The 19,659-nt window shown below is 45.1% G+C and carries 15 protein-coding genes; 10 read left to right on the top strand and 5 right to left on the bottom strand.

Translation table 11 applies throughout. The features are described 5' to 3' along the window. The first annotated feature begins 288 nt into the window (after positions 1-288). From ygfM to R3289_RS14630, 5 genes are all read left to right on the top strand, one after another. Positions 289-1,065, top strand: coding sequence for a molybdopterin-dependent oxidoreductase FAD-binding subunit (gene ygfM / locus R3289_RS14650; protein WP_318926431.1), 777 nt, complete (start codon positions 289-291; stop codon positions 1,063-1,065). 2 nt (positions 1,066-1,067) lie between these two features. Next, positions 1,068-3,944 (top strand): molybdopterin-dependent oxidoreductase Mo/Fe-S-binding subunit, encoded by a 2,877-nt coding sequence (locus tag R3289_RS14645; protein WP_318926430.1) that lies wholly within the window; start codon positions 1,068-1,070, stop codon positions 3,942-3,944. A 286-nt stretch (positions 3,945-4,230) separates the two neighbouring features. Then, on the top strand, positions 4,231-5,643 hold the full coding sequence (locus R3289_RS14640; RefSeq protein WP_318926429.1) for a nucleobase:cation symporter-2 family protein: 1,413 nt from the start codon (positions 4,231-4,233) through the stop codon (positions 5,641-5,643). Between the two features lie 179 nt (positions 5,644-5,822). After that, positions 5,823-7,139, top strand: coding sequence for a guanine deaminase (guaD, locus tag R3289_RS14635; RefSeq protein WP_318926428.1), 1,317 nt, complete (start codon positions 5,823-5,825; stop codon positions 7,137-7,139). A gap of 145 nt (positions 7,140-7,284) precedes the next feature. Next, positions 7,285-8,670, top strand: a complete 1,386-nt coding sequence (locus R3289_RS14630; RefSeq protein WP_318926427.1) for an NCS2 family permease — start codon at positions 7,285-7,287, stop codon at positions 8,668-8,670. A gap of 111 nt (positions 8,671-8,781) precedes the next feature. On the opposite strand, the gene R3289_RS14625 is transcribed toward R3289_RS14630, so the two are convergent. Next, positions 8,782-9,459 (bottom strand): MaoC family dehydratase, encoded by a 678-nt coding sequence (locus R3289_RS14625; RefSeq protein WP_318926426.1) that lies wholly within the window; start codon positions 9,457-9,459, stop codon positions 8,782-8,784. Positions 9,460-10,146: 687 nt separating this feature from the next. Here R3289_RS14625 and R3289_RS14620 point away from each other — a divergent pair. Beyond that, the gene (locus tag R3289_RS14620) at positions 10,147-10,371 is read left to right on the top strand and encodes a ribosome alternative rescue factor ArfA (RefSeq protein WP_318926425.1); all 225 of its coding nucleotides are present in this window, start codon (positions 10,147-10,149) and stop codon (positions 10,369-10,371) included. A 629-nt stretch (positions 10,372-11,000) separates the two neighbouring features. Continuing rightward, positions 11,001-12,389, top strand: coding sequence for a PTS glucose transporter subunit IIBC (ptsG, locus tag R3289_RS14615; protein ID WP_318926424.1), 1,389 nt, complete (start codon positions 11,001-11,003; stop codon positions 12,387-12,389). Positions 12,390-12,440: 51 nt separating this feature from the next. Here ptsG and cyaB read toward each other — a convergent pair whose 3' ends face one another. The 3 genes from cyaB to R3289_RS14600 all read right to left on the bottom strand — a co-directional run bounded on the left by cyaB (position 12,441) and on the right by R3289_RS14600 (position 15,529). Further along, positions 12,441-12,983: a class IV adenylate cyclase gene (gene cyaB / locus R3289_RS14610; RefSeq protein ID WP_318926423.1), complete on the bottom strand. Its 543-nt coding sequence runs from the start codon at positions 12,981-12,983 to the stop codon at positions 12,441-12,443. A 185-nt stretch (positions 12,984-13,168) separates the two neighbouring features. After that, on the bottom strand, positions 13,169-13,477 hold the full coding sequence (locus tag R3289_RS14605) for a hypothetical protein (protein ID WP_318926422.1): 309 nt from the start codon (positions 13,475-13,477) through the stop codon (positions 13,169-13,171). Between the two features lie 486 nt (positions 13,478-13,963). Further along, positions 13,964-15,529, bottom strand: a complete 1,566-nt coding sequence (locus tag R3289_RS14600) for an FAD-binding oxidoreductase (protein ID WP_318926421.1) — start codon at positions 15,527-15,529, stop codon at positions 13,964-13,966. Between the two features lie 297 nt (positions 15,530-15,826). On the opposite strand from R3289_RS14600, the gene R3289_RS14595 reads away from it, so the two are divergent. After that, entirely contained in the window at positions 15,827-16,507 is a 681-nt protein-coding gene (locus R3289_RS14595) for an N-acyl amino acid synthase FeeM domain-containing protein (protein WP_318926420.1), read from the top strand. 83 nt (positions 16,508-16,590) lie between these two features. On the opposite strand, the gene R3289_RS14590 is transcribed toward R3289_RS14595, so the two are convergent. Then, positions 16,591-17,163: a PhnA domain-containing protein gene (locus tag R3289_RS14590; protein WP_318926419.1), complete on the bottom strand. Its 573-nt coding sequence runs from the start codon at positions 17,161-17,163 to the stop codon at positions 16,591-16,593. 364 nt (positions 17,164-17,527) lie between these two features. Here R3289_RS14590 and R3289_RS14585 point away from each other — a divergent pair, with 364 nt between their 5' ends. Then, positions 17,528-18,010 carry a hypothetical protein gene (locus R3289_RS14585; protein WP_318926418.1) on the top strand — a complete coding sequence of 161 codons (483 nt, stop codon included), beginning with the start codon at positions 17,528-17,530 and terminating at the stop codon, positions 18,008-18,010. Positions 18,011-18,298: 288 nt separating this feature from the next. After that, positions 18,299-19,522: a serine protease gene (locus tag R3289_RS14580; protein ID WP_318926417.1), complete on the top strand. Its 1,224-nt coding sequence runs from the start codon at positions 18,299-18,301 to the stop codon at positions 19,520-19,522. Positions 19,523-19,659 lie beyond the last annotated feature (137 nt).

Here is a 19,659-nt window from a genome sequence, read left to right as displayed (position 1 = left end):
GGGTATTGATAATTAATCTTATTTACCGCCATATTCGGAAATCTGACACCGCTCTAACACTGTTTATGAAGCTTGACGCACCTCTCAAATCACGCCTGAATTCTGACCACGCTCACGAATATCATTTCTTATTTGGGGCTTTTTCAAGTTTGGCTTAATAGTTGCCTTTTTACCTTTCAAATACGATGGGTTTAAGTAAGAGATTGAAACTTTCGCCTATTTATCACTCCTTATTCCGATTGATATGAAAATTTTAACAATAATCAGAATTCAATGAAGGTAAGAAAAATGATTGAACACTACTTGAAGCCTGACACTACCGCGCAAGCAATCGAATTGATGCAGCAGCACCTTGGTGCTGCAACCTATTTTGCCGGAGGATCAAAACTAAACGCCGCGCCAACAAAAACCGAAAAGACAGTTGCCATCTCTCTTACCAATCTGGCGTTAGATAAGATTGAGCAACAGGGTGAAGCGCTTCACATCGGTGCAATGTGCCGTCTTCAGACCATGATTGATAGTGAGCTAATACCCGTTGCCTTAAAACAAGCAGCGGGCTTTATTTATTCTCGTCATGTGCGCAATCAGGCCACCATCGGTGGTGAAATTGCGGCGGTACAGGATGAAGCATTACTGCTACCCAGCTTAATCGCACTGAAAGCCAAACTCGAACTGGCTGAATCAGGTGAAATGGATATTGAAGAATATATCGCCAGCGATAAGCGCGGATTAATTACTAAAGTGATTATCCCCAACGTTAATTTAATGTGTTTGGGTTATAACATTACTCGCTCGGCCGCAGGACTTTCCATTGTAACGGCTGCTGTGTCGGTAGCGAAAAATGGAGAGAAGATTATTGCGCTGGAAGGCGTCGCTCCGACACCGGTTCGGTTACGTGATGTTGAGAGTCAGGACTTAAAAGGCGAGTTACTGGAACAAGCTGTGGCTGATGCCATCTACCCGGAAGCCGATATAAGAGGAAGTGTGGAATACAAGCGTTATATCGCGGGTGTTGTTGTCACTGATTTACTTGCTGAATGTCAGCATTTGGCAGAGGAGGCGTAATCATGACTATCACCTTTACTCTTAATAACCGCTCTCAGGAACTCAATTGCAAAGCGGGTGAAAATGTCCAGAAAGTGTTGCACGGCTTGGGGCTGCACTCAGTACGCAACAGTGATGACGGTTTTGGTTTTGCCGGCTCTGACGTTATTTTACTGAACGGAAAACTGGTCAATGCATCTTTGCTGATCGCAGCACAATTGGAAGGTGCGGAAGTGAAGACGGCTGAATCACTCAGCACGCACAATAAGTTGAGTGTCGTTCAGCAGGCGATGATCGATGTCGGTGTTGTCCAGTCGGGTTATAACGATCCGGCGGCAGCCTTGATCTTAACCGAGTTGCTTGAACGCATAGAGATGCCGAGCCGTGAGGAGATCGATGATGCGCTGTCCGGTTTATTCAGCCGCGATGCCGGTTATCAGCAGTTCTACCAGGTGGTGGAGTTGGCGGCGAAGCGTAAAAATTCGCCAGAGTATACAGAAGACGTTGCGCCAGAATTTTGCGATGAGCTGGACGTGATCGGCAAAGTGAGCCCGAAAGACGATTCAGTGAAAATGGTTCAGGCCAAGCCTTGTTATGTAGAAGATCGCATTCCGGCGGATGCCTGTGTCCTTAAGGTGCTGCGCAGTCCACATCCCCATGCATGGATCAAACGACTGGACGTGAGCAAAGCTGAGGCTCTGGAAGGGGTTGTTCACATCATCACTCATGAAAACTGTCCGGATATTCCTTACACCCCGGGCGGCCAGACAGGCCCTGAGCCGTCACCGCTTGATCGTCGTATGTTCTGTCAGAAGCTGCGTCATGTGGGTGACCGTGTCGCCGCTGTGGTTGCAGAAAGTGTTGAAATTGCAGAAGCCGCGCTGAAACTGATTGATGTTGAATACGACGTGCTGAAGCCGGTCATGAGTATCGACGAAGCACAAGCTGCCGATGCGCCGATTATTCATAATGAACCAATTGAGTATATGGCGGGCGCACCTGCCGATTTGGAAGAGCAGAACAAAAATGCCGATCCGCGTGAAGGCAAACTGATTGTCAACTTCCCGATTGGCTGTGAGCCGCGCAAGAACATTGCCGCTTCTGTTAAAGGTCAAATCGGTGATATCGACCAGGGGTTTGCCGATGCAGACGTGATCTTAGAACGTACATACGAGTCTAAGCAGGCACAGCAGGCACCGACAGAAATGCACATCTGTTATGCCTATATGGATGGTAACCGCGTTGTTATGCACGCCTCAACACAGGTACCCTTCCACGTTCGCCGCCAGGTAGCGAAGATCCTGGGGATCAAACAGAACCGTGTTCATGTAGTTAAAGAACGTGTCGGCGGCGGCTTTGGCTCCAAGCAGGACATCCTGGTTGAAGACTTAACAGCGTTTGCTACCTTCACAACCGGCCGTCCGGTTTATCTGCACTATACCCGTGAAGAAGAGTTCACCGCGTGTTCAACTCGCCACGTTGCCAAGGTGAACCTGAAAGTGGGGATGAAAAAAGACGGTACGTTGACGGCGATCGACATGGATTTCCAGGCCAATACCGGCCCTTATGGCAACCACGCCTTAACCGTACCTTCAAATGGTCCTGCGCTGTCACTGCCGCTTTACCCGATTGATAACGTGCGCTTTAAGGTCACGACATATTACTCAAATATCTGTCCGACCGGTGCCTACCAGGGCTATGGTGCACCAAAAGGCGTGTTTGCCTTAACCATGATGCTGGCAGAGCTGGCCGAAGAGCTGGATATGGATCTGCTCGATATCATCGAGAAGAACCGTGTTCACGAAGGGGATGCGCTGAAGATTAAAGGAGCCGTGGGCGAGGGTGATCTTCCTGCAGAGCCGCCTCGCGTACTCTCATGTGCGCTGGACGAAGTGTTGCGACAGGGACGTGAAGCATTCGGCTGGGATTTGCCAAAAGAAGACTTAGGTTCAGACTGGACCGTAGGTCGTGGTGTTGCCATTATCCAGCAGAAATCAGGGATCCCCGATATCGATCAGGCAAACTGTAAGGCTAAACTCGCCTCTGACGGTACCCTGATCGTCCACTCCGGCGGTGCCGATATCGGAACCGGTCTGGATCTTGTGGTCGGCAAAATTGCTGCCGAAACGCTGAAGATGCCGCTAGAAGAAATTACGGTGATCTCGGGCGATACCGACCACTGCCCGTTTGATAAGGGGGCTTATGCTTCTTCCGGTACCTGCTTCTCTGGTAATGCCGCGAAGAAAGCGGCGGAAGCAATGCGCGAGCGTATCTTGATCTGTGGTGCTGAAATGCTGGGTGAAGAGGTTGCTGATGTGAAACTGGTCTTCCCGGCAACGGTAGAAGGCAAAGACGGCAAGCAAGTTACCTTCGGTGACATTGCCCATCAGGCTGAAGGCGGTAAGGGCTGGGGCCAATTGCTGACCAGCGGTAGTTTCATTACTTCTGATTTTGCCTTCCCTTATGGCGCGAACTTCGCCGAAGTGGCGGTGAATACCCGTACCGGTGAGATCAAGCTCAACAAGTTCCATGCCCTGCTTGACTGTGGTACGCCAATCAATCCTGATTTGGCTCTGGGCCAGATTTACGGTGCTAGCATGCGTGCCATCGGCCACAGTATGTGCGAAGAGCTGATGTACGACGAAAACGGGGTGCCGCTGAACACGGATCTGAAGAGTTATGGTGCACCGATGATCGGCGATATTCCTCGTGATTTCCGGGCGGCACTGGTACCAAGTGACGATCCTGTCGGTCCGTTTGGCGCCAAATCAATCTCTGAAATAGGCGTTAACGGTGCCGCTCCGGCAATTGCCACTGCGATCCATGACGCCTGCGGGGTGTGGATCCGAGAATGGAACTTCACCCCAGAGAAGGTGCTGAAAGGTCTTAATAAGCTCTAAGTAATGTTGAAACGGTTGCTTTTCTGGGGATGGAAAAGCGACCGTTTCTTTATTTAGCGAGTGAGCTGTCATAATTTGGCTGGTAAATCGACGGATTAACGGGTGAGTTCACCTGTTGGTTGGTCATAGTGTTTAGGGGTGAAGGCACACTGGGCCGTATGGCTGAGTGAGAGGCCCTTTGGGGAAGTTCTAGCCGGGTTATCGATTCCATACTCGTCCAATCTTTTCACGGATTATGGCTTAACAGGCTACGTCCAAGGAAGTATCAGAAACGGATGGTATTGAAATGAAATTATTCTATAACGTTGAAGACAAACCGCCTGTCGGTGCATCAATTCTGTTAGCGCTCCAACATATGTTGGCCGCAATGGGGGCCATTATCGCGGTGCCATTAGTGGTCGGAAGTGCGATTGGGTTGCCGACGGAGCAAATGGTGATTTTAGTTAATGCAGCCTTAATGGTATCTGGTGTTGTTACCATTATTCAGTGTAAGGGGGTTGGTCCGGTAGGTATTCGTCTGCCAGTGGTCATGGGCACCAGTTTTACTTTTGTTGCGATTTCTATCTCCATCGGGCTGGATGCCGGGGTCTCCGGGATCTTCGGGGCATCACTGGTCGGCTCGCTGGTCATGATCATCGGCAGCCGGTTTATGCCGCAAATCCGTAAATTGTTCCCTCCTGTTGTCTCCGGCACAGTAGTGGTCCTGATTGGTCTGACAATCCTGCCAGTCTCTGTTGATTGGTTTGCAGGCGGTTTTGTCGGACAGGAAGGGTACGGACAGGTCAGTAACCTGATGTTAGGTTTGCTGGTACTGGTGGTGGTCATTGTGCTGTCTCAGGTTGGCAAGGGGATTATCTCAGCCGCGGCGATCGTTATCGGTATGGCGGTAGGGTATGTGGTTGCTATCTTCATGGGTATTGTCGATTTTTCGCCAGTGCGTAATGCACAGTTTTTTGCCCTGCCCGAATTATTGCCCTTTGGTGTGAGCTTTACCATCAGTGGCATTATCGGTATGTCGATTGCCTATCTGGTCACCATTATGGAATCAACCGGGGATTTTCTTGCCTTGAGTGACGCGACCCATACTAAGCTGACCGGGAAAAAATTATCGAAAGGCATCTTGTGTGATGGTCTGGGGAGTGCACTGGCATCGCTATTTGGTGCAACGCCATTTTCATCATTCAGCCAGAACGTTGGCATTGTGTCGATTACTGGTGTGGCAAGTCGTCATGTGGTGGCTGTTACCGGTGGCATTATGTTACTTGCTGGTTTGTTCCCTAAACTCGGTGGCGTTGTTGTCACTATTCCGTCTCCGGTTCTTGGTGGAGCAGGTTTGGTGATGTTCGCCATGATCATCTCTGCCGGTATTGGGATCCTTTCTCGTATCAATTTCACCAAGCGTAACATGCTGATCATCGCCGTCGGTGTCGCATCCGGTATGGCCGTGACCGTGCGTCCTGAAATTCTGACTAATTTACCTGATTCCATGCGTGTTATTTTAGGCTCAGGGATCACAACCGGTTCGCTGGTGGCATTGGGTATGAACTTCTTTATTGGTATTAATCGTGAGGATGAAGCGGAAAGTGCCGAAGAGAAGCGTGAAGCGTTAGTCGAGCAGATCAAGGAATGCGAAGCCTGCAACCGGGCGCTTGAAGAGCAGCTAGCACTGGAGCAACAGACTGAGTTGGGGAAAAGTTGAATACTGAATAGTCGTCATTACTGATTTCAGGCAATAGATGCCGTCGCTTAAGGGATTAGTATTTAACTATTCAGACAGTACCAAGTTTTGGAAACTACGCGTCAGGGTAACGAAGTCACGCAGCCCTACAACAAAGTGACTACCTGTAAGACGTTAGGGAATCATAATTAGAGGTCTATATGGAACACTCTCAATCAGTTAAAGCAATTCGTGCGTCAATTTTAGATATTGCGAGAGTCGTCGATAATCCGGAAGATATTGAAAAAAACGTCCGGTATATCGAAGACGGATTAATGCTGATAGCCAATGGCCGTATCGAGTGGGTCGGCAACTGGCAAGATGGCAAAGATATGGTGCCGGATTCGGTTCGTATCCGCAGTTACCCCGGCAAGATCCTGATGCCTGGCTTTATCGATACGCATATTCATTACCCGCAAGCCGAAATGGTGGGTGCTTACGGCGAGCAACTACTGGAGTGGCTCAATAATTACACCTTCCCGACAGAGGCTCGCTACAAGGATAAAGATTACTCGCGCGAAATGTCTGCGTTCTTTTTGAAGCAGCTGCTGCGTAACGGCACAACAACGGCCTTAGTCTTCGGAACGGTACACCCGGAATCTGTCGATGCGTTATTTGAAGCCGCAGAAAACATTAACATGCGTATTATTGCCGGTAAGGTGATGATGGACCGCAATGCGCCTGATTACCTGCTTGATACTCCAGAAACCAGTTATAACCAGACCAAAGAGCTGATTGAAAAATGGCATAAACGTGGGCGTTTGTTGTATGCGATAACACCGCGATTCGCGCCGACGTCTTCGCCTGAGCAGTTAGCTATGGCCGGTAAATTGAAGCAAGAATATCCGGATACCTATCTGCATACCCATTTATGTGAAAACAAAAATGAAATCGAATGGGTCAAAGAGCTCTTCCCTGAGCAGGATGGTTATTTAGACGTCTATCACCATCACGGGTTAACGGGCTCTAAGAGTGTCTTTGCCCACAGTATTCACCTCGAAGATAAAGAGTGGGATTGTCTGCATGATACTGATTCAGCGGTTGCATTCTGCCCGACCTCTAACCTGTATCTCGGCAGCGGTTTATTCAAATTGCAAGAAGCCTGGCAACGTAAGGTAAAAGTGGGAATGGGAACCGATATTGGTGCCGGTACCACGTTCAATATGCTGCAAACCCTCAACGAAGCTTACAAAGTGATGCAGTTGCAACAGCACCGTTTGTCAGCCTTCGAAGCTTTTTATTTAGCAACGCTCGGCGGGGCTAAATCTTTATCGCTTGATCACCTGATTGGTAACTTTGATATCGGCAAAGAGGCGGATTTTGTGGTTATTGATCCTTGTTCCACACCGCTTCAGCAGCTTCGTTTCGACAGCTGCAAAGGTCTGGCCGAAGAATTATTTGTATTAATGACACTGGGCGATGATCGAAGCATCTACCGTACCTATGTTGATGGACGCTTGGTCTATGAGCGCGGTTAAACATTCATTACGTTAAAAATAAGCATTGTTGAGAGGAAGCTCAACAGAATATTTGTGATTAAACAGTGATGAGTAAGTAAGCCGCAGTGGGCGAAGATTGCGCCGTACACGGCTTCTTGCTCCAAATGACAAAGGAACTATCATCATGTCTGATAACAGCACGTTACAACCCGCACAACCCAGTGAAGGGACAGCGGGTACGGTAAGTGGAAGTAAATTAGATTCATACTTTTATATCACAGAGCGAGGAAGCTCTGTTCGTCAGGAAATGGTCGCAGGCTTGACCACATTTCTTGCAATGGTCTACTCGGTGATTGTTGTGCCGAGCATGTTAGGTGCCGCCGGGTTTAATCAGGGGGCGGTATTCATCGCAACCTGTTTAATTGCGGCATTTGGCTCGTTGTTAATGGGGCTGTGGGCTAAATTACCAATGGCGATCGGCTGTGCAATTTCATTGACTGCGTTTACGGCATTTAGTTTAGTGCTCGGGCAGGGGATAAGCATTCCTGTCGCCTTGGGTGCCGTATTCCTGATGGGGGTGGTCTTTACAGCTATCACGGTAACCGGTGTTCGCCAGTGGATTTTGACCAACCTGCCATTTGGTATTGCTCACGGTACCGGGATTGGTATCGGATTGTTTTTGTTATTGATTGCAGCAAACAGTGTTGGACTGGTCATTAAGAACCCGTTTGACGGCTTACCGGTGGCACTGGGTGAATTTACGTCGTTACCTGTTTTGATGTCACTGTTTGGTCTGGCGGCTATTTTTGGTTTAGAGCGTCGTCGGGTACCTGGCGGTATCTTGCTGGTGATTGTTGCGATTTCTGTTTTTGGTTTGATCTTTGATCCGAATGTCACGTACCAGGGATTATTCGCCATGCCATCATTTGGTGCAGAAGGTGAGTCGTTACTTGGCACCATGGATATTATGGGGGCGTTAAACCCGATTATTATTCCGAGTGTGCTGGCACTGGTGATGACCGCAATATTTGATGCCACAGGCACCATTCGTGCTGTTGCCGGACAGGCAAACCTGCTTGATAAAGACGGACAAATTATTAACGGTGGCAAGGCCCTGACAGCCGACTCCGTCAGTAGTATCTTTGCCGGCTTTGTTGGTGGTGCACCCGCCGCCGTTTATATTGAGTCAGCGGCAGGTACCGCAGCTGGTGGTAAGACTGGTCTGACTGCCACCGTCGTCGGTGGTTTATTCTTAGTGATGATTTTCTTGTCACCAGTCAGTTATCTGGTCCCGGCTTACGCGACAGCTCCTGCATTGATGTATGTTGGTTTATTGATGCTCAGTAATGTCACTAAACTGGATATGAATGATTCTGTCGATGCGATGTCTGGTATGGTGTGTGCGGTATTTATTGTACTGACTTGTAATATTGTAACGGGGATTATGCTTGGCTTTAGTTGTCTGGTTATCGGTCGTGTTATTTCGGGTGAATGGAAGCGTCTTAATATCGGTACGGTACTCATTGCAGCGGTTCTCGTCGTATTTTACGCCGGAGGATGGGCAATTTAATCCATAACGGATGAAGGCTTGAGAAAAAGGGCACACTTTTTACTATAAACGTAAAATCTGTGCTCTTTTTTGTGGCAAAGATAAATGGATGACTGATCTTGGATGATATCGTTAGAAATACAAACGAATGACTGATTCAGCGACACAGCCAGGACGACGGCAGCCTTCGATCTCCACTGAAATTTCCTGAACAATTTCCAACCCACGTTTAATCGGTGTCACAGACTGGATCTTGGTACGTGCTCGCACCCGGTTGCCTTCTTTTACAGGATACGGAAAGCGGACTTGGTTCAGACCGTAGTTCACCGTCATTTTAGCGGTCGGGAACTTGTTGTTGTCCGGATCAACACTGTCAGTAAGCACAGATAACAGAGACAGTGTTAAGAAGCCGTGTGCAATCGTGGTTTTAAACGGAGACTCGGTTGCAGAACGTTCAGGATCAGTGTGGATCCACTGATGGTCTTCCGTAACATCGGCAAAGCGGTTTATACGAGACTGATCAACCGTTAACCAGTTGCCGACATGGATTTCCTCACCCAGAGTCGCGGTCAATAGATCGACAATTTTGGCTGCTTCAGGGTGAAGTTGGATCGGTGCAGGCTCTGGAATGACTTCATCATTAGACGCTATTTTGTGTTCTTTTACCCAAGTGGCTAATTGACTGTTGTTAGCCATGCTTAGGAACTCAATCCAGTAATCGCGAATAGAAGGAGATAGCCAGTCTTTAAATTCAAATGGATGCTGCGCCAGCGTTTCACGCTTTTGCTTAAGGAAATCGACTACTTTCATTGAACATGACCTTATTAAAATGCTGTCTCAAGTTCTTTTGAGGTGTCATATTGTAACGATTATCAAGGCTAATAAAAATTAAAATGTGTGCCATGTCGCATTTTTTATCTCATCGGATGAGTTAAATTTCATTTAAATCAGAGAGATAAAAAATTCAAAAATTAGTGCAAATTCTCTATTTTCACGGCTGAAATTACGGTTATGAGATTTACTAGCATTTAGGGGGCGAATATTTCACCTCTACTCTATATGACTTCTATAAGCCACTGCTGTGCCAGTATGACTAAACGTGTGTATTTCATTAAAGCACACACAAAAAAATATCAGCGAAGTATAGCTTACGTAGTCAATTTTAGGATAGGAATGATATTTGTCGAGAAGGAATACCTTTTAGCGGTATTTGGAGATGAATTTTCACAGTGATATCACATAATATCTGCCTAAATTACCACCAACTTAGTGTTGGAATTTCAAACTATCCTTCACAGGTAGTGATTATACCAGGGTGTCGTTGCAGACAAATTCAACGGTAAAAATACAGGGAGTTCAGAGGGAGATTCCTGGCGGCTGGTCCATTCTGTTTTTTATGCGATCATCCGTTGATTTTACAAAAATAATCTGTATAAGGTATTATCTGTTGCGTTCATCAGATGATGAATGTTTAACCATAAATGATGAGGAGTAACCATGGCTAAGAAATGCAAGCAAAGCCGTGTTGTGCAAGCTATAGAGCTTGATGTCACCGCTCAAACCACCGAGTTTGGACGTGGCACGGTTCGAGACAACGCGTTAAAAGCTGTTGTGACCAGTAAGTTATTTACGGTCCGTGTTGTTAAAGCTAAGAAAGGCAAGGGTAGTTTCCAGCGCAAGGATAAATATTCAGGACGAGAGTCCTATTCAATAGCGGCTTAATCAAGTTGGCATTGACTAGGGTTTTCATCTTAAAGAAATAGTTTCAATCGATTGCTGAGATGGTGTTTTTTTGAGCCTGTTTTCAATAGGCTCCGGCTTGCCAATACTATATCCCTGCGCAAAATCTATCCAATTGTTTTCATTCCCATAAGGTGGCCGATTTCGTTAATCGACTTAACCATTGCACCGTCAAATTTGTTATTCAAAATTTCTTTGACAAACAAGCCGTCTATTTTAAAGTATTGGCTGATAAGCCACTGTCACAATAATTTAAAACCAACTGGCAGACAAACTCGTACAATATTTTGATAAACAAGATCATATCGCGCAGGTTGCTAACTGCTCTACCTTAAGTATTTTCCCGTGGTTTTATTATCATGAAAAGCAACGGAAAAGTGCGGTTCAGTAAGGCAAGTTAAGTTAACCTTACACGCAATTACCAGCGCGTTACGTTACGTTACGTTATGTTACATTCAGTGTGATGACCTCCTCGTAAATATCAAAATTGATATCGTATGATACTCCCCGTTGAAACAAAAAGTTTATAACGAAATTAATAAACGCTTTTAAATGAAGCCCTGAAACTACTAGGGCTTAAAAATTTATGTTCATAATGAATGGGGGTTCAAATGAACTTTTTTAGCACGATGCAAAAAATGGGGCGTAGCCTCATGCTTCCTGTAGCATGTATGCCAGCGGCTGGTATTCTCCTCGGGATTGGTGGTAATTCAGAAGTTGCAAAATTCTTGCCTGATATTGTAGCGCAAGTCATGACCGAGGCCGGTCTGGGTGTGTTTGCCAACATGGCACTGCTATTTGCTATCGGTGTTGCACTAGGCTTTACCAAAAATGACGGTGTTGCTGCACTGGCTGCTTGTCTTGGTTATCTAACCATGACTCGCGTACTAGGTGTTGTTGCTGAGGGTACTGATACTGGTGTATTCGGCGGTGTCATTATGGGCTTGGTAGCTGCACAACTGTTTAATAAATATCACTCTATTCAGTTACCTACTTACTTAGGCTTCTTCGGTGGTAAACGCTTCGTTCCTATCGTAACCTCATTAGCGGCGTGTATTGTTGCGGCTATACTGGCTGTCGTATGGCAACCAATCGGTGCCGGTATTGCGACATTCTCTGAGTGGGCTGCTTACCAGTCTCCAGAAGTGGCATTCGGTATCTACGGTGTTGTTGAGCGTTCGCTAATTCCATTCGGTCTGCACCACATCTGGAATGCACCTTTCTTCTACGAAGTTGGTGAGTTCACAACGGCTGCTGGTGAAGTTGTTCGCGGTGAGATCCCTCGCTACCTAGCAGGTGATGGAACAGCTGGTAACCTGGCTGGTGGTTACATGTTTAAGATGTTCGGCCTGCCTGCAGCATGTCTTGCAATGTACGTAACAGCTAAACCTGAGAATAAACTGAAAGTTGCTTCAATCCTGGGTTCTGCAGCACTGACTTCGTTCCTAACAGGTATTACTGAACCAATCGAGTTTGCATTCCTGTTCGTTGCTCCTGTACTTTACGTTGCTCACGCATTACTTGCAGGTTCTGCATTCGTAGTGATGATTTTGCTGGGTATTAAGCACGGTACTACTTTCAGCCACGGTCTGTTTGATTTCACTTTACTATTCGGTCAATCAACAAACGGTTGGTTACTACCAGTCATCGGTGTTATCTACGCAGTTATCTACTTCTTAGTATTTGTTACGCTAATCAAGGCTCTTAACCTTAAGACTCTTGGCCGTGAAGACGAAGAAAAAGCAAAAGCTGCAGTAAGCACGTCATCTGACGGTCTGGCTAAAGACATTACTGATGCATTCGGTGGTAAAGCGAACATTAAAGATTTAGAAGCTTGTATCACACGTCTACGTGTTACTGTTCACAACAGCGCTAAGGTTGATACTGACCGTCTGAAAGCACTAGGTGCTGCTGGTGTGTTCGTTAAAGGCGATAACTTCCAGGCTGTATTCGGTACTCACTCCGAGATCATTAAAGGTCAAATGGAAGTACTAGCATAATAAAAGTCTGATTAAGACAACGCTAAGCCCGAACTTTGGTTCGGGCTTTTTTTATTGCATCATATAAAGTTCTCGATATGATTTTTGTTCAAGCTGGTTGTCTGTTAACCCTAAGTTCTGTGCAAGAGCGAGTAACTGCTGCTTATATTCTTCTAACATAGATGCATCATCAGTCATGATTGCAAGTTCGGCGAAGTCACCAATATTTTCAAGATGATCGACCGTTACATGATAGTTGCCGAGAAAATAGATGCTGCGCTTCTTTCTCATCTCTAAAACTGGCTCGAATCCCATCGTCCTCAGCATACTTTTAGCTTTAACAGCGTCAGTTATGTTGACCGCCTCACAGCGAGCTTTCTCAGGCCCTTTCACTATCCAGAGCATAATTCCAGACGGTTGCATTTCTCTAATGCAAATACTCTTACTCTCGTTGGATAAAAGATGCTTAGGTGAATCAAAATAGCAATCGTGCTCTATATTATTTTCCAGCATGACTTCTGGACTCATCTGATGAAGCTTAAATAAGAAACGTTCCCTGGAATTCAAGCGATACTTAAGTTCCACTTCAAATTTACCCTCGAAATGCTGACTCATGGCCTTACCTTTTAAAAACGTTAATATAACCCGCAATGATACTTCGGATTGGTAACCATGTATTTCGTATTGATAAAAAACATCAAAAGATGGCAATGATATTGAGCTAACTTGGGTTACAGTCTAACTGAGTGAAGGTTGAGCGGCTTGTAAGCAGTAGAGAGCGAGAGATCGCTATTGCTTCGTTAATTCAGTATTTCTATGCCAATGGCGATTGTTGCAACGAGACCAAGAAACCAAGCACACATTGTTAACTCCTCGTAAGCCAGTTCAAGGTATTTTGACTTCTCTTTGACTACTTCTGATATTTTTTCTGTAGTATCAAGGTAAGCATTAATAATATGTTGATCTCGACTTATTATATCGGTCATGTCGAGGTATTTTGCAGCATCTCCATTTTTTTGCAGTACGGGGTAATCCGCCATTTTTAGAGCCAGCAAAGAATGGCCCCAGGCACACACTGCAGCAAAGAGGGCAATCAAAAAAGCAACCAACTTTATCCATTCAACAGGTATTGATGGTTCAAAGATACTTTCATTTTTTATGACCGCAACAGTTCCAAGAGCGGCGATGACTATAGTTAAAAAACTTAGTAACTTAGAACATTTATTTTCTAACTGATCAAATCGCGCTTGTTCTGCACCGTATCTATCTTTTAGGTAATCGATTGTTTCTATGAGCTTTCTCCTTTTCCAGAATTTGTCGCATTGCGTCCAGCATGATGTTCTTACTCTATATTCCTATCACCCAAACACAGTATTAATGATAGAAGAATGCTTATCTTAATAAGTATTATCCAAAATATAATTTATGCCTGATAAGTAAGACTATTTTCCAATCGACGTGCTTTTTTTGTGCGGTTGATCGTTTTGGGCCGGCGGTCGATACATCGGTTTCAATCAGCGAGATCACGAACAGCGGCTGCATAAGCAGCCTCTATATTTTGGGAAGTCTGAAAGTCGTACAGGACAGTACTCTCGCTAATGTACCTCTTCAGCTTGAGCTTGTTTTTTAACAAACTCGCTTCGATTTTCAGTTGATTGACCATCCAGCCAATACTTATTGGGCGATAAGATATTATTCGGATCCATAGTCTGTTTCAGCTTCTTCAATAGTGCAAGGTGAGGCGCTTTAAGGTGTGGCTGAATAGAATCAAACATACCGGGTCCGCTGCGGTACGGGCAGAAGCCTGCTGTGATCAGTTCATGATCTAGCTCCTGGTAAAAGGCTGCGGCTTTCTTAAGTTGATCGCCAGTATTGTCATAACGAATGTTGGCAATTAATACCACCGCACGTTCACTGACATTGGTCATAGTATAGCGTTCTTCATAGCCGTATTTTTTAAAAACATGCCGGCAGATATCCAGCATCTGCTTGATATCTTGTGGTAAAAAGCTGCTTACTGCACATATCCAACGAAAACAGGCCGGGAACTCAGACGTTTTCATGCAGGATCTTGCTTCACGGGTATCGAGTAAGGTTTTCATTGCTTCATCTGACGGAACACCTTTTTTCAAATCAATGACTAACTTCAAGCTTGCAATCATCGGTGACTTTAAATACCGATTGAGTTTGCTCAGCAGATCCCAGCGAAAATCGTCAAACATCAAAACCTTAGAATTAGGTACATTGGCAAGAATAGTACGTTTGAAGTGTTTAAAGCGGGCCTTAACAATTGATTTAGGACCCGCGAGGGAAGTGGTTAACACCCAGGCTCCTGCCGTTTTAGCGGCTTGTTCACCGATTGCACGAGTCATACTGGCCGTGTGTACGCCACTGGTTACAACACCATCCAGTTTGAGCTTTGCAATTGTTGCAACCATATCTGGTGCGGCATGATCATCTTTGCACATGACCAAAACCGTCGCCTGATATTCAGGTTTGGGCTGCAGGGCAATGGTCATTTCCAGTACAATACCAAGGTTTGATTGAGTGAATAAACCACTTAATATCGGACCAATGCCATAAGGGTAGAGGTGTTCCGCTTTGCTGGTCAAATACATTCCCATGCCGGTATTGATGACCTCACCTGTCGGCAGTAACACTCGCATTGCCAGTACATTGCCAAAGCGGTTGGTGTAATCAGTGTGGCCAAATCCGCGTTCAAGAATATTTCCGACCACACTGGTATGTAATCCCGCAGCGGTAATATCTAACTGCAGTAACGAAGACTGAGCTTGTAATGCCCGGTAGAGCTGAGACTGTGAGATGCCAGGTTGAACACGAACGTAAGCTTGCTGATCATTGATTTCCAGTACGCTGTTCATGCGGCTTAAATTCGCAATCACCTGACCGGATTTTGAACCCTGCGCCGTTCCGTAGCCCCAATTCTTCCCCTGTGCGACAGGATGAATTTCAAAGTGAAACCGATTGGCTGCGCGTATCAACTGGATGAGTTGCTCTTCATTTTCTGGCCAGACAATCGCGCCTGGGAGTGATTTGCTGCCATTCAGGGCGAGGCTGTATTCCTCAAGAGTTTCGGTATCAATGCCGAGTTGATGATCGAAGAATATTTCAGAAAGTATATCGGAAAGAGAACGTTGCATGGTCAACCATCCTTATCGTTGGGCTGTTCGCGTGATTAGGCTGAAATTCGATTTGTTATTTAATAAACAAAGAATTAACTCACTTTGTTTTGCCTGAAAACGAGCAATAATGCGAAAGTCACCGGCGGGTTTGCGAGCCAGGCTGCATAAATCGTTTGTAAGTGGCAGAGCAGACTGAACTGGCTTAATAAAGACAAGAAAAAAAGATAAGCTGCGAGAGTGTTCAATTGGTTTCAAAGCTCTGTGTTTTATTGTTAATCAGCTAAGAAGCCGTCTAACTCAAGGATGGAATAATTCGTGAATAATGAAACACCACTGCAATATCAGCGCTTGTCGAATCACATTTGCCTGACGGAAGAAGATAAACTAATTGCTTATAATATTCGTTATCAGGCTTACACCTCCGTGGGTTATATCGAGCAGAATGACCAGGAGTTGTTCAGTGATTTTTTTGATGGAAAACCCAATAACATAACCTTTTTACTGAAAGAGAATGACGAGCCAGTGGCAACGATACGCGCGAGTATTTTACATCGCCAACATTGCTGGGTAGATATTCCTTGTAAGGCGGGTTTTGAGCCTGAGTTTGCCGAACTTGAAAAACAATATGACACCATTATTGAAATGGGCCGATTAGCGGTGATACCTGAAAAACGCGGGGTAGAAGCACTTGCTCCCTTAGCATTGTTTTCCTGTGCATACTTTGCCTTGGAAAAGTTAGGTAAAACAGCCCTAGTGTGCGCTGCGGGTAAAAAACACAAACGATTTTATGAACGTTTAGGGATGACGAGTCAGTGTGGTTTTGCACCCCGGCCAAATGCTGCTATCGATCTGACGTTGATGGCAAAAACCTGTTGCCTCGATACTTTTATTGAAAAAAATCATCTTGATGAGGCCACCGTCAGAAGGCTGATCCCAACCCTTGATGAAGAGCTGCTAAATCAATTATTGCCAATGTCACAGCAACAGATAGCGTAATGTTACTAAAACGAAGTTAGGTCTCGGATACAAAAAAGGCACTAATTAGCGCCTTTTTGTTATTGTCGAGATATAAAAAGCGATTACATCTTTTTACAGTAAGCAGCAATAATGACCATATTGGTGCCCGCAGCCTTACCTGTAATGTGTAGTGGGTTATTGGTTAGTCTGATACCACGAACCGCAGTACCTTGCTTAACCACCAGGCTAGAACCTTTTACGGGAAGATCTTTGATAATAGTAACGTTGTCACCAGCTTGCAATGCAACACCGTTTACATCCAGTGTTTGTACAGAATCGAGTTCTTCCGCTGCAATGCCTTTTTCAGCCCACTCAATCACATCTTCTTCCAAGTACAGCATATCAAATAGATCTTGTGCCCACGCTTCAGCAGAAAGGCGCTTTAGCATACGGTAAGCCATAACTTGAACCGCAGGAACTTGGCTCCACATGCTATCGTTCAGGCAGCGCCAGTGATTCTGATCCATAGTATCAGCATCTTCAATTTGACTACGGCAAGTGCCACAAACCATGACACAGCTGCCAGCAGTTGTGTCAGGTGAAGCAGGTACTTCATAGACGCTCAGGTTGTCTTCAGATGAACAAAGTTCACATTTAGCGTCAGCGCGCTGTTTAACGATATTCTCGATAGTCATAAGGGTGTTTCCGTAGAATTGATGTGGGGATATTATGCCAGCATTTCTTCATAAATAAAGAAAGCAGGCCTTAGGTCACGGTTATTTAGAGTATTCTAAACCGTAAAATTAAGGGCATTTAGTATCTAGCTTCTGTTTGATAACAAATTATCACTTCGCGGCTTGATGTGAGAGTTTAATTAAAGCGTTGATATTAAAGGGTATTGTTTCTTTTCGTGTTTGATGTTTTTCACTGAAATATCAGCATTGATTGAATTTTAAGCATAAAAATCCCAATAGGATATTTTAGCTGTTGCTGTGCTGATTTTTTGTCAAATTATCGTTAGTATTATTGATAAAATTAATAAATTATAAGAAGGGATTTATGAAAAAAGCAGTTGCTTTGTTTGTGTTGCTGGCTTTGGTTGGCTGTGATGAAGACGATGTGAAAGATATTCTTCAAGGCAAGACGAACGTGTTTGCGGTGTCAGACGTGACAGTGGATGGGTCTGGTACCGTGCCTGCTGGAAATTATAAAGTTAGTGATTTATCACCGGCATTGCAGGCTCTAATCCCTGAAGGTTTTCCTGATGGAACTGAAGCGGATCTTGATAATGTCGGGGTTGATATAGCTGGAACTTCTTGTGGCGAAATCGTTATAACCGATGGGCTCTGTTTTGAAAAAGATAACCCAAATAGCTGTGTACCAAGTGAGGTTAAAGAGTTAGGGCTGGCAGTATATAAAATTGACCTTGGTGACATAAAAACTGCGGCTGATTTAGATTTCTATCCAACACTTGCAGCAGAGTTGGGTGGATTATTTGTGCAAATAGATTATAAAGATGTCAATTGCTCAGCATTAAACTAATTTTGCAATAATTACGTTTTGGATAAAAAGCCATATCTTAAGTGTGTGGTTTTTTATCAATACAGATCGTTCTTATTGTCGATACCTAAATTACCTGGAATATGCAAAAGGTCAGGAATCGATAAATGTGAGTGATTTAACTGTATTATTTGTATTGATTAAGACCAAAATGTATTTTAATGAGCTCAATCGCATTTTAGTGTATCTACCTCCTTTCTATAATTTGTTCTGTGCTTATATTCCTTTGGGTGTATTGCGAGCTTAAACAAGTGATAGGAATAGTACACAATGGATTGGAAAAATGCTGTACATATAAGCCAGAGTATAAGCAAAGCGGTATTGAGTGTTTATTGTTTAGCTGGGGCAGTTAATAGTAATGCAAATGATGTGACGCCATATGTGGTTGGCGGTAGTGAAGTGGCATCCGGCGAACAAAGTTGGATGGTGACGCTACGGGCTAATCAAGTTAATGAAGTACCATTTTGTGGTGGTACCGTTATCGATAATCATTGGGTATTAACGGCTGCGCATTGCGTAGTCATTGGTGGCAAAGACGCTACCGATGGAAGTAGTTATTATGTACTACAGCCTAATCGCATAACGATTGTTTCCGGTGTGACAGATTTAACACAAACCGAGATAGAGCATTATTATTCGGTATCACATGTTATTGTTCACCCTGATTACACGCCGTTCCCCAGACAGATTACTTATGAAGAAGCCGACGGAACTACAGTGTCTGAACTGGTTCATACAGCGCTTAATAATGATCTGGCCCTGCTAAGAGTTAGTCGTGTTTTTGATGATACGATTACACCCATCGTACTGGCTAATAGGGCAGGAGCTGATCAAATAGACGCGACATTAAAACCTCAATGGCGTGCAGAGTTACGGCCAAAGAATGTGATAGTCTCGGGATGGGGAGCGACGGATCCCGCCGGTACTTCCCAATCAACAATTTTAAAACAAGCTGAATTATCATTTGTACCGATTGATGAATGTTATAAGCGGTTAGAAACCGGCAATGATGCCCCATTAATTATCGATAGCCCTGCCAATATAACCAAAGTTTGTACGTTACCACCTGAGGTGTTAATCCCCGGAGGTTCTGTTGGTGCTGATTCTTGTAAAGGGGACAGTGGTGGCCCGCTGAGAGCACAGAATAATAATGGTGAATGGGTTCAGCATGGTATTGTAAGCGGCGGACCCGGTGGCTCCCCTGTTTGTGGGTCTCTAAATCGCCCGAGCTTTTATACCCGTGTTGGCACTTATTACAACTGGATCCAGTCGTACATGGGGACGGTGCCAGCAAACACGGTTGAGGGGCCAGATATTATTAAGAAAAATTGTTATTCAGGATCTGGCGGGGTTACAGCCGCGAACTGCGATCTTATTGAGGGCAGCGGTGGAGCCATATCGTGGTATTGGTTGTTGATGTTACTGTTTCCAACCGTATCGCGATGCAGAAGCCGAGATAGAACCACGATTGACCCAAATGGCAACCTTAACTAAAAGTTAAAGAATTCTCGCGGAGCTCTGTGCTTGGCTATAGCGGGAATTGAAAAAGGAGGTGGTTTGAGCGCCTCCTTTTTATTGTTGGCTTTTTGCTAAGAATCCCTTTATTCCCCTACCGTATTAATCACCAATAA

The organism is Photobacterium sp., from assembly GCF_033720175.1.
Taxonomy (GTDB): Bacteria; Pseudomonadota; Gammaproteobacteria; order Enterobacterales; family Vibrionaceae; genus Photobacterium.
This window is presented reverse-complemented; position numbering and strand designations above follow the sequence as displayed.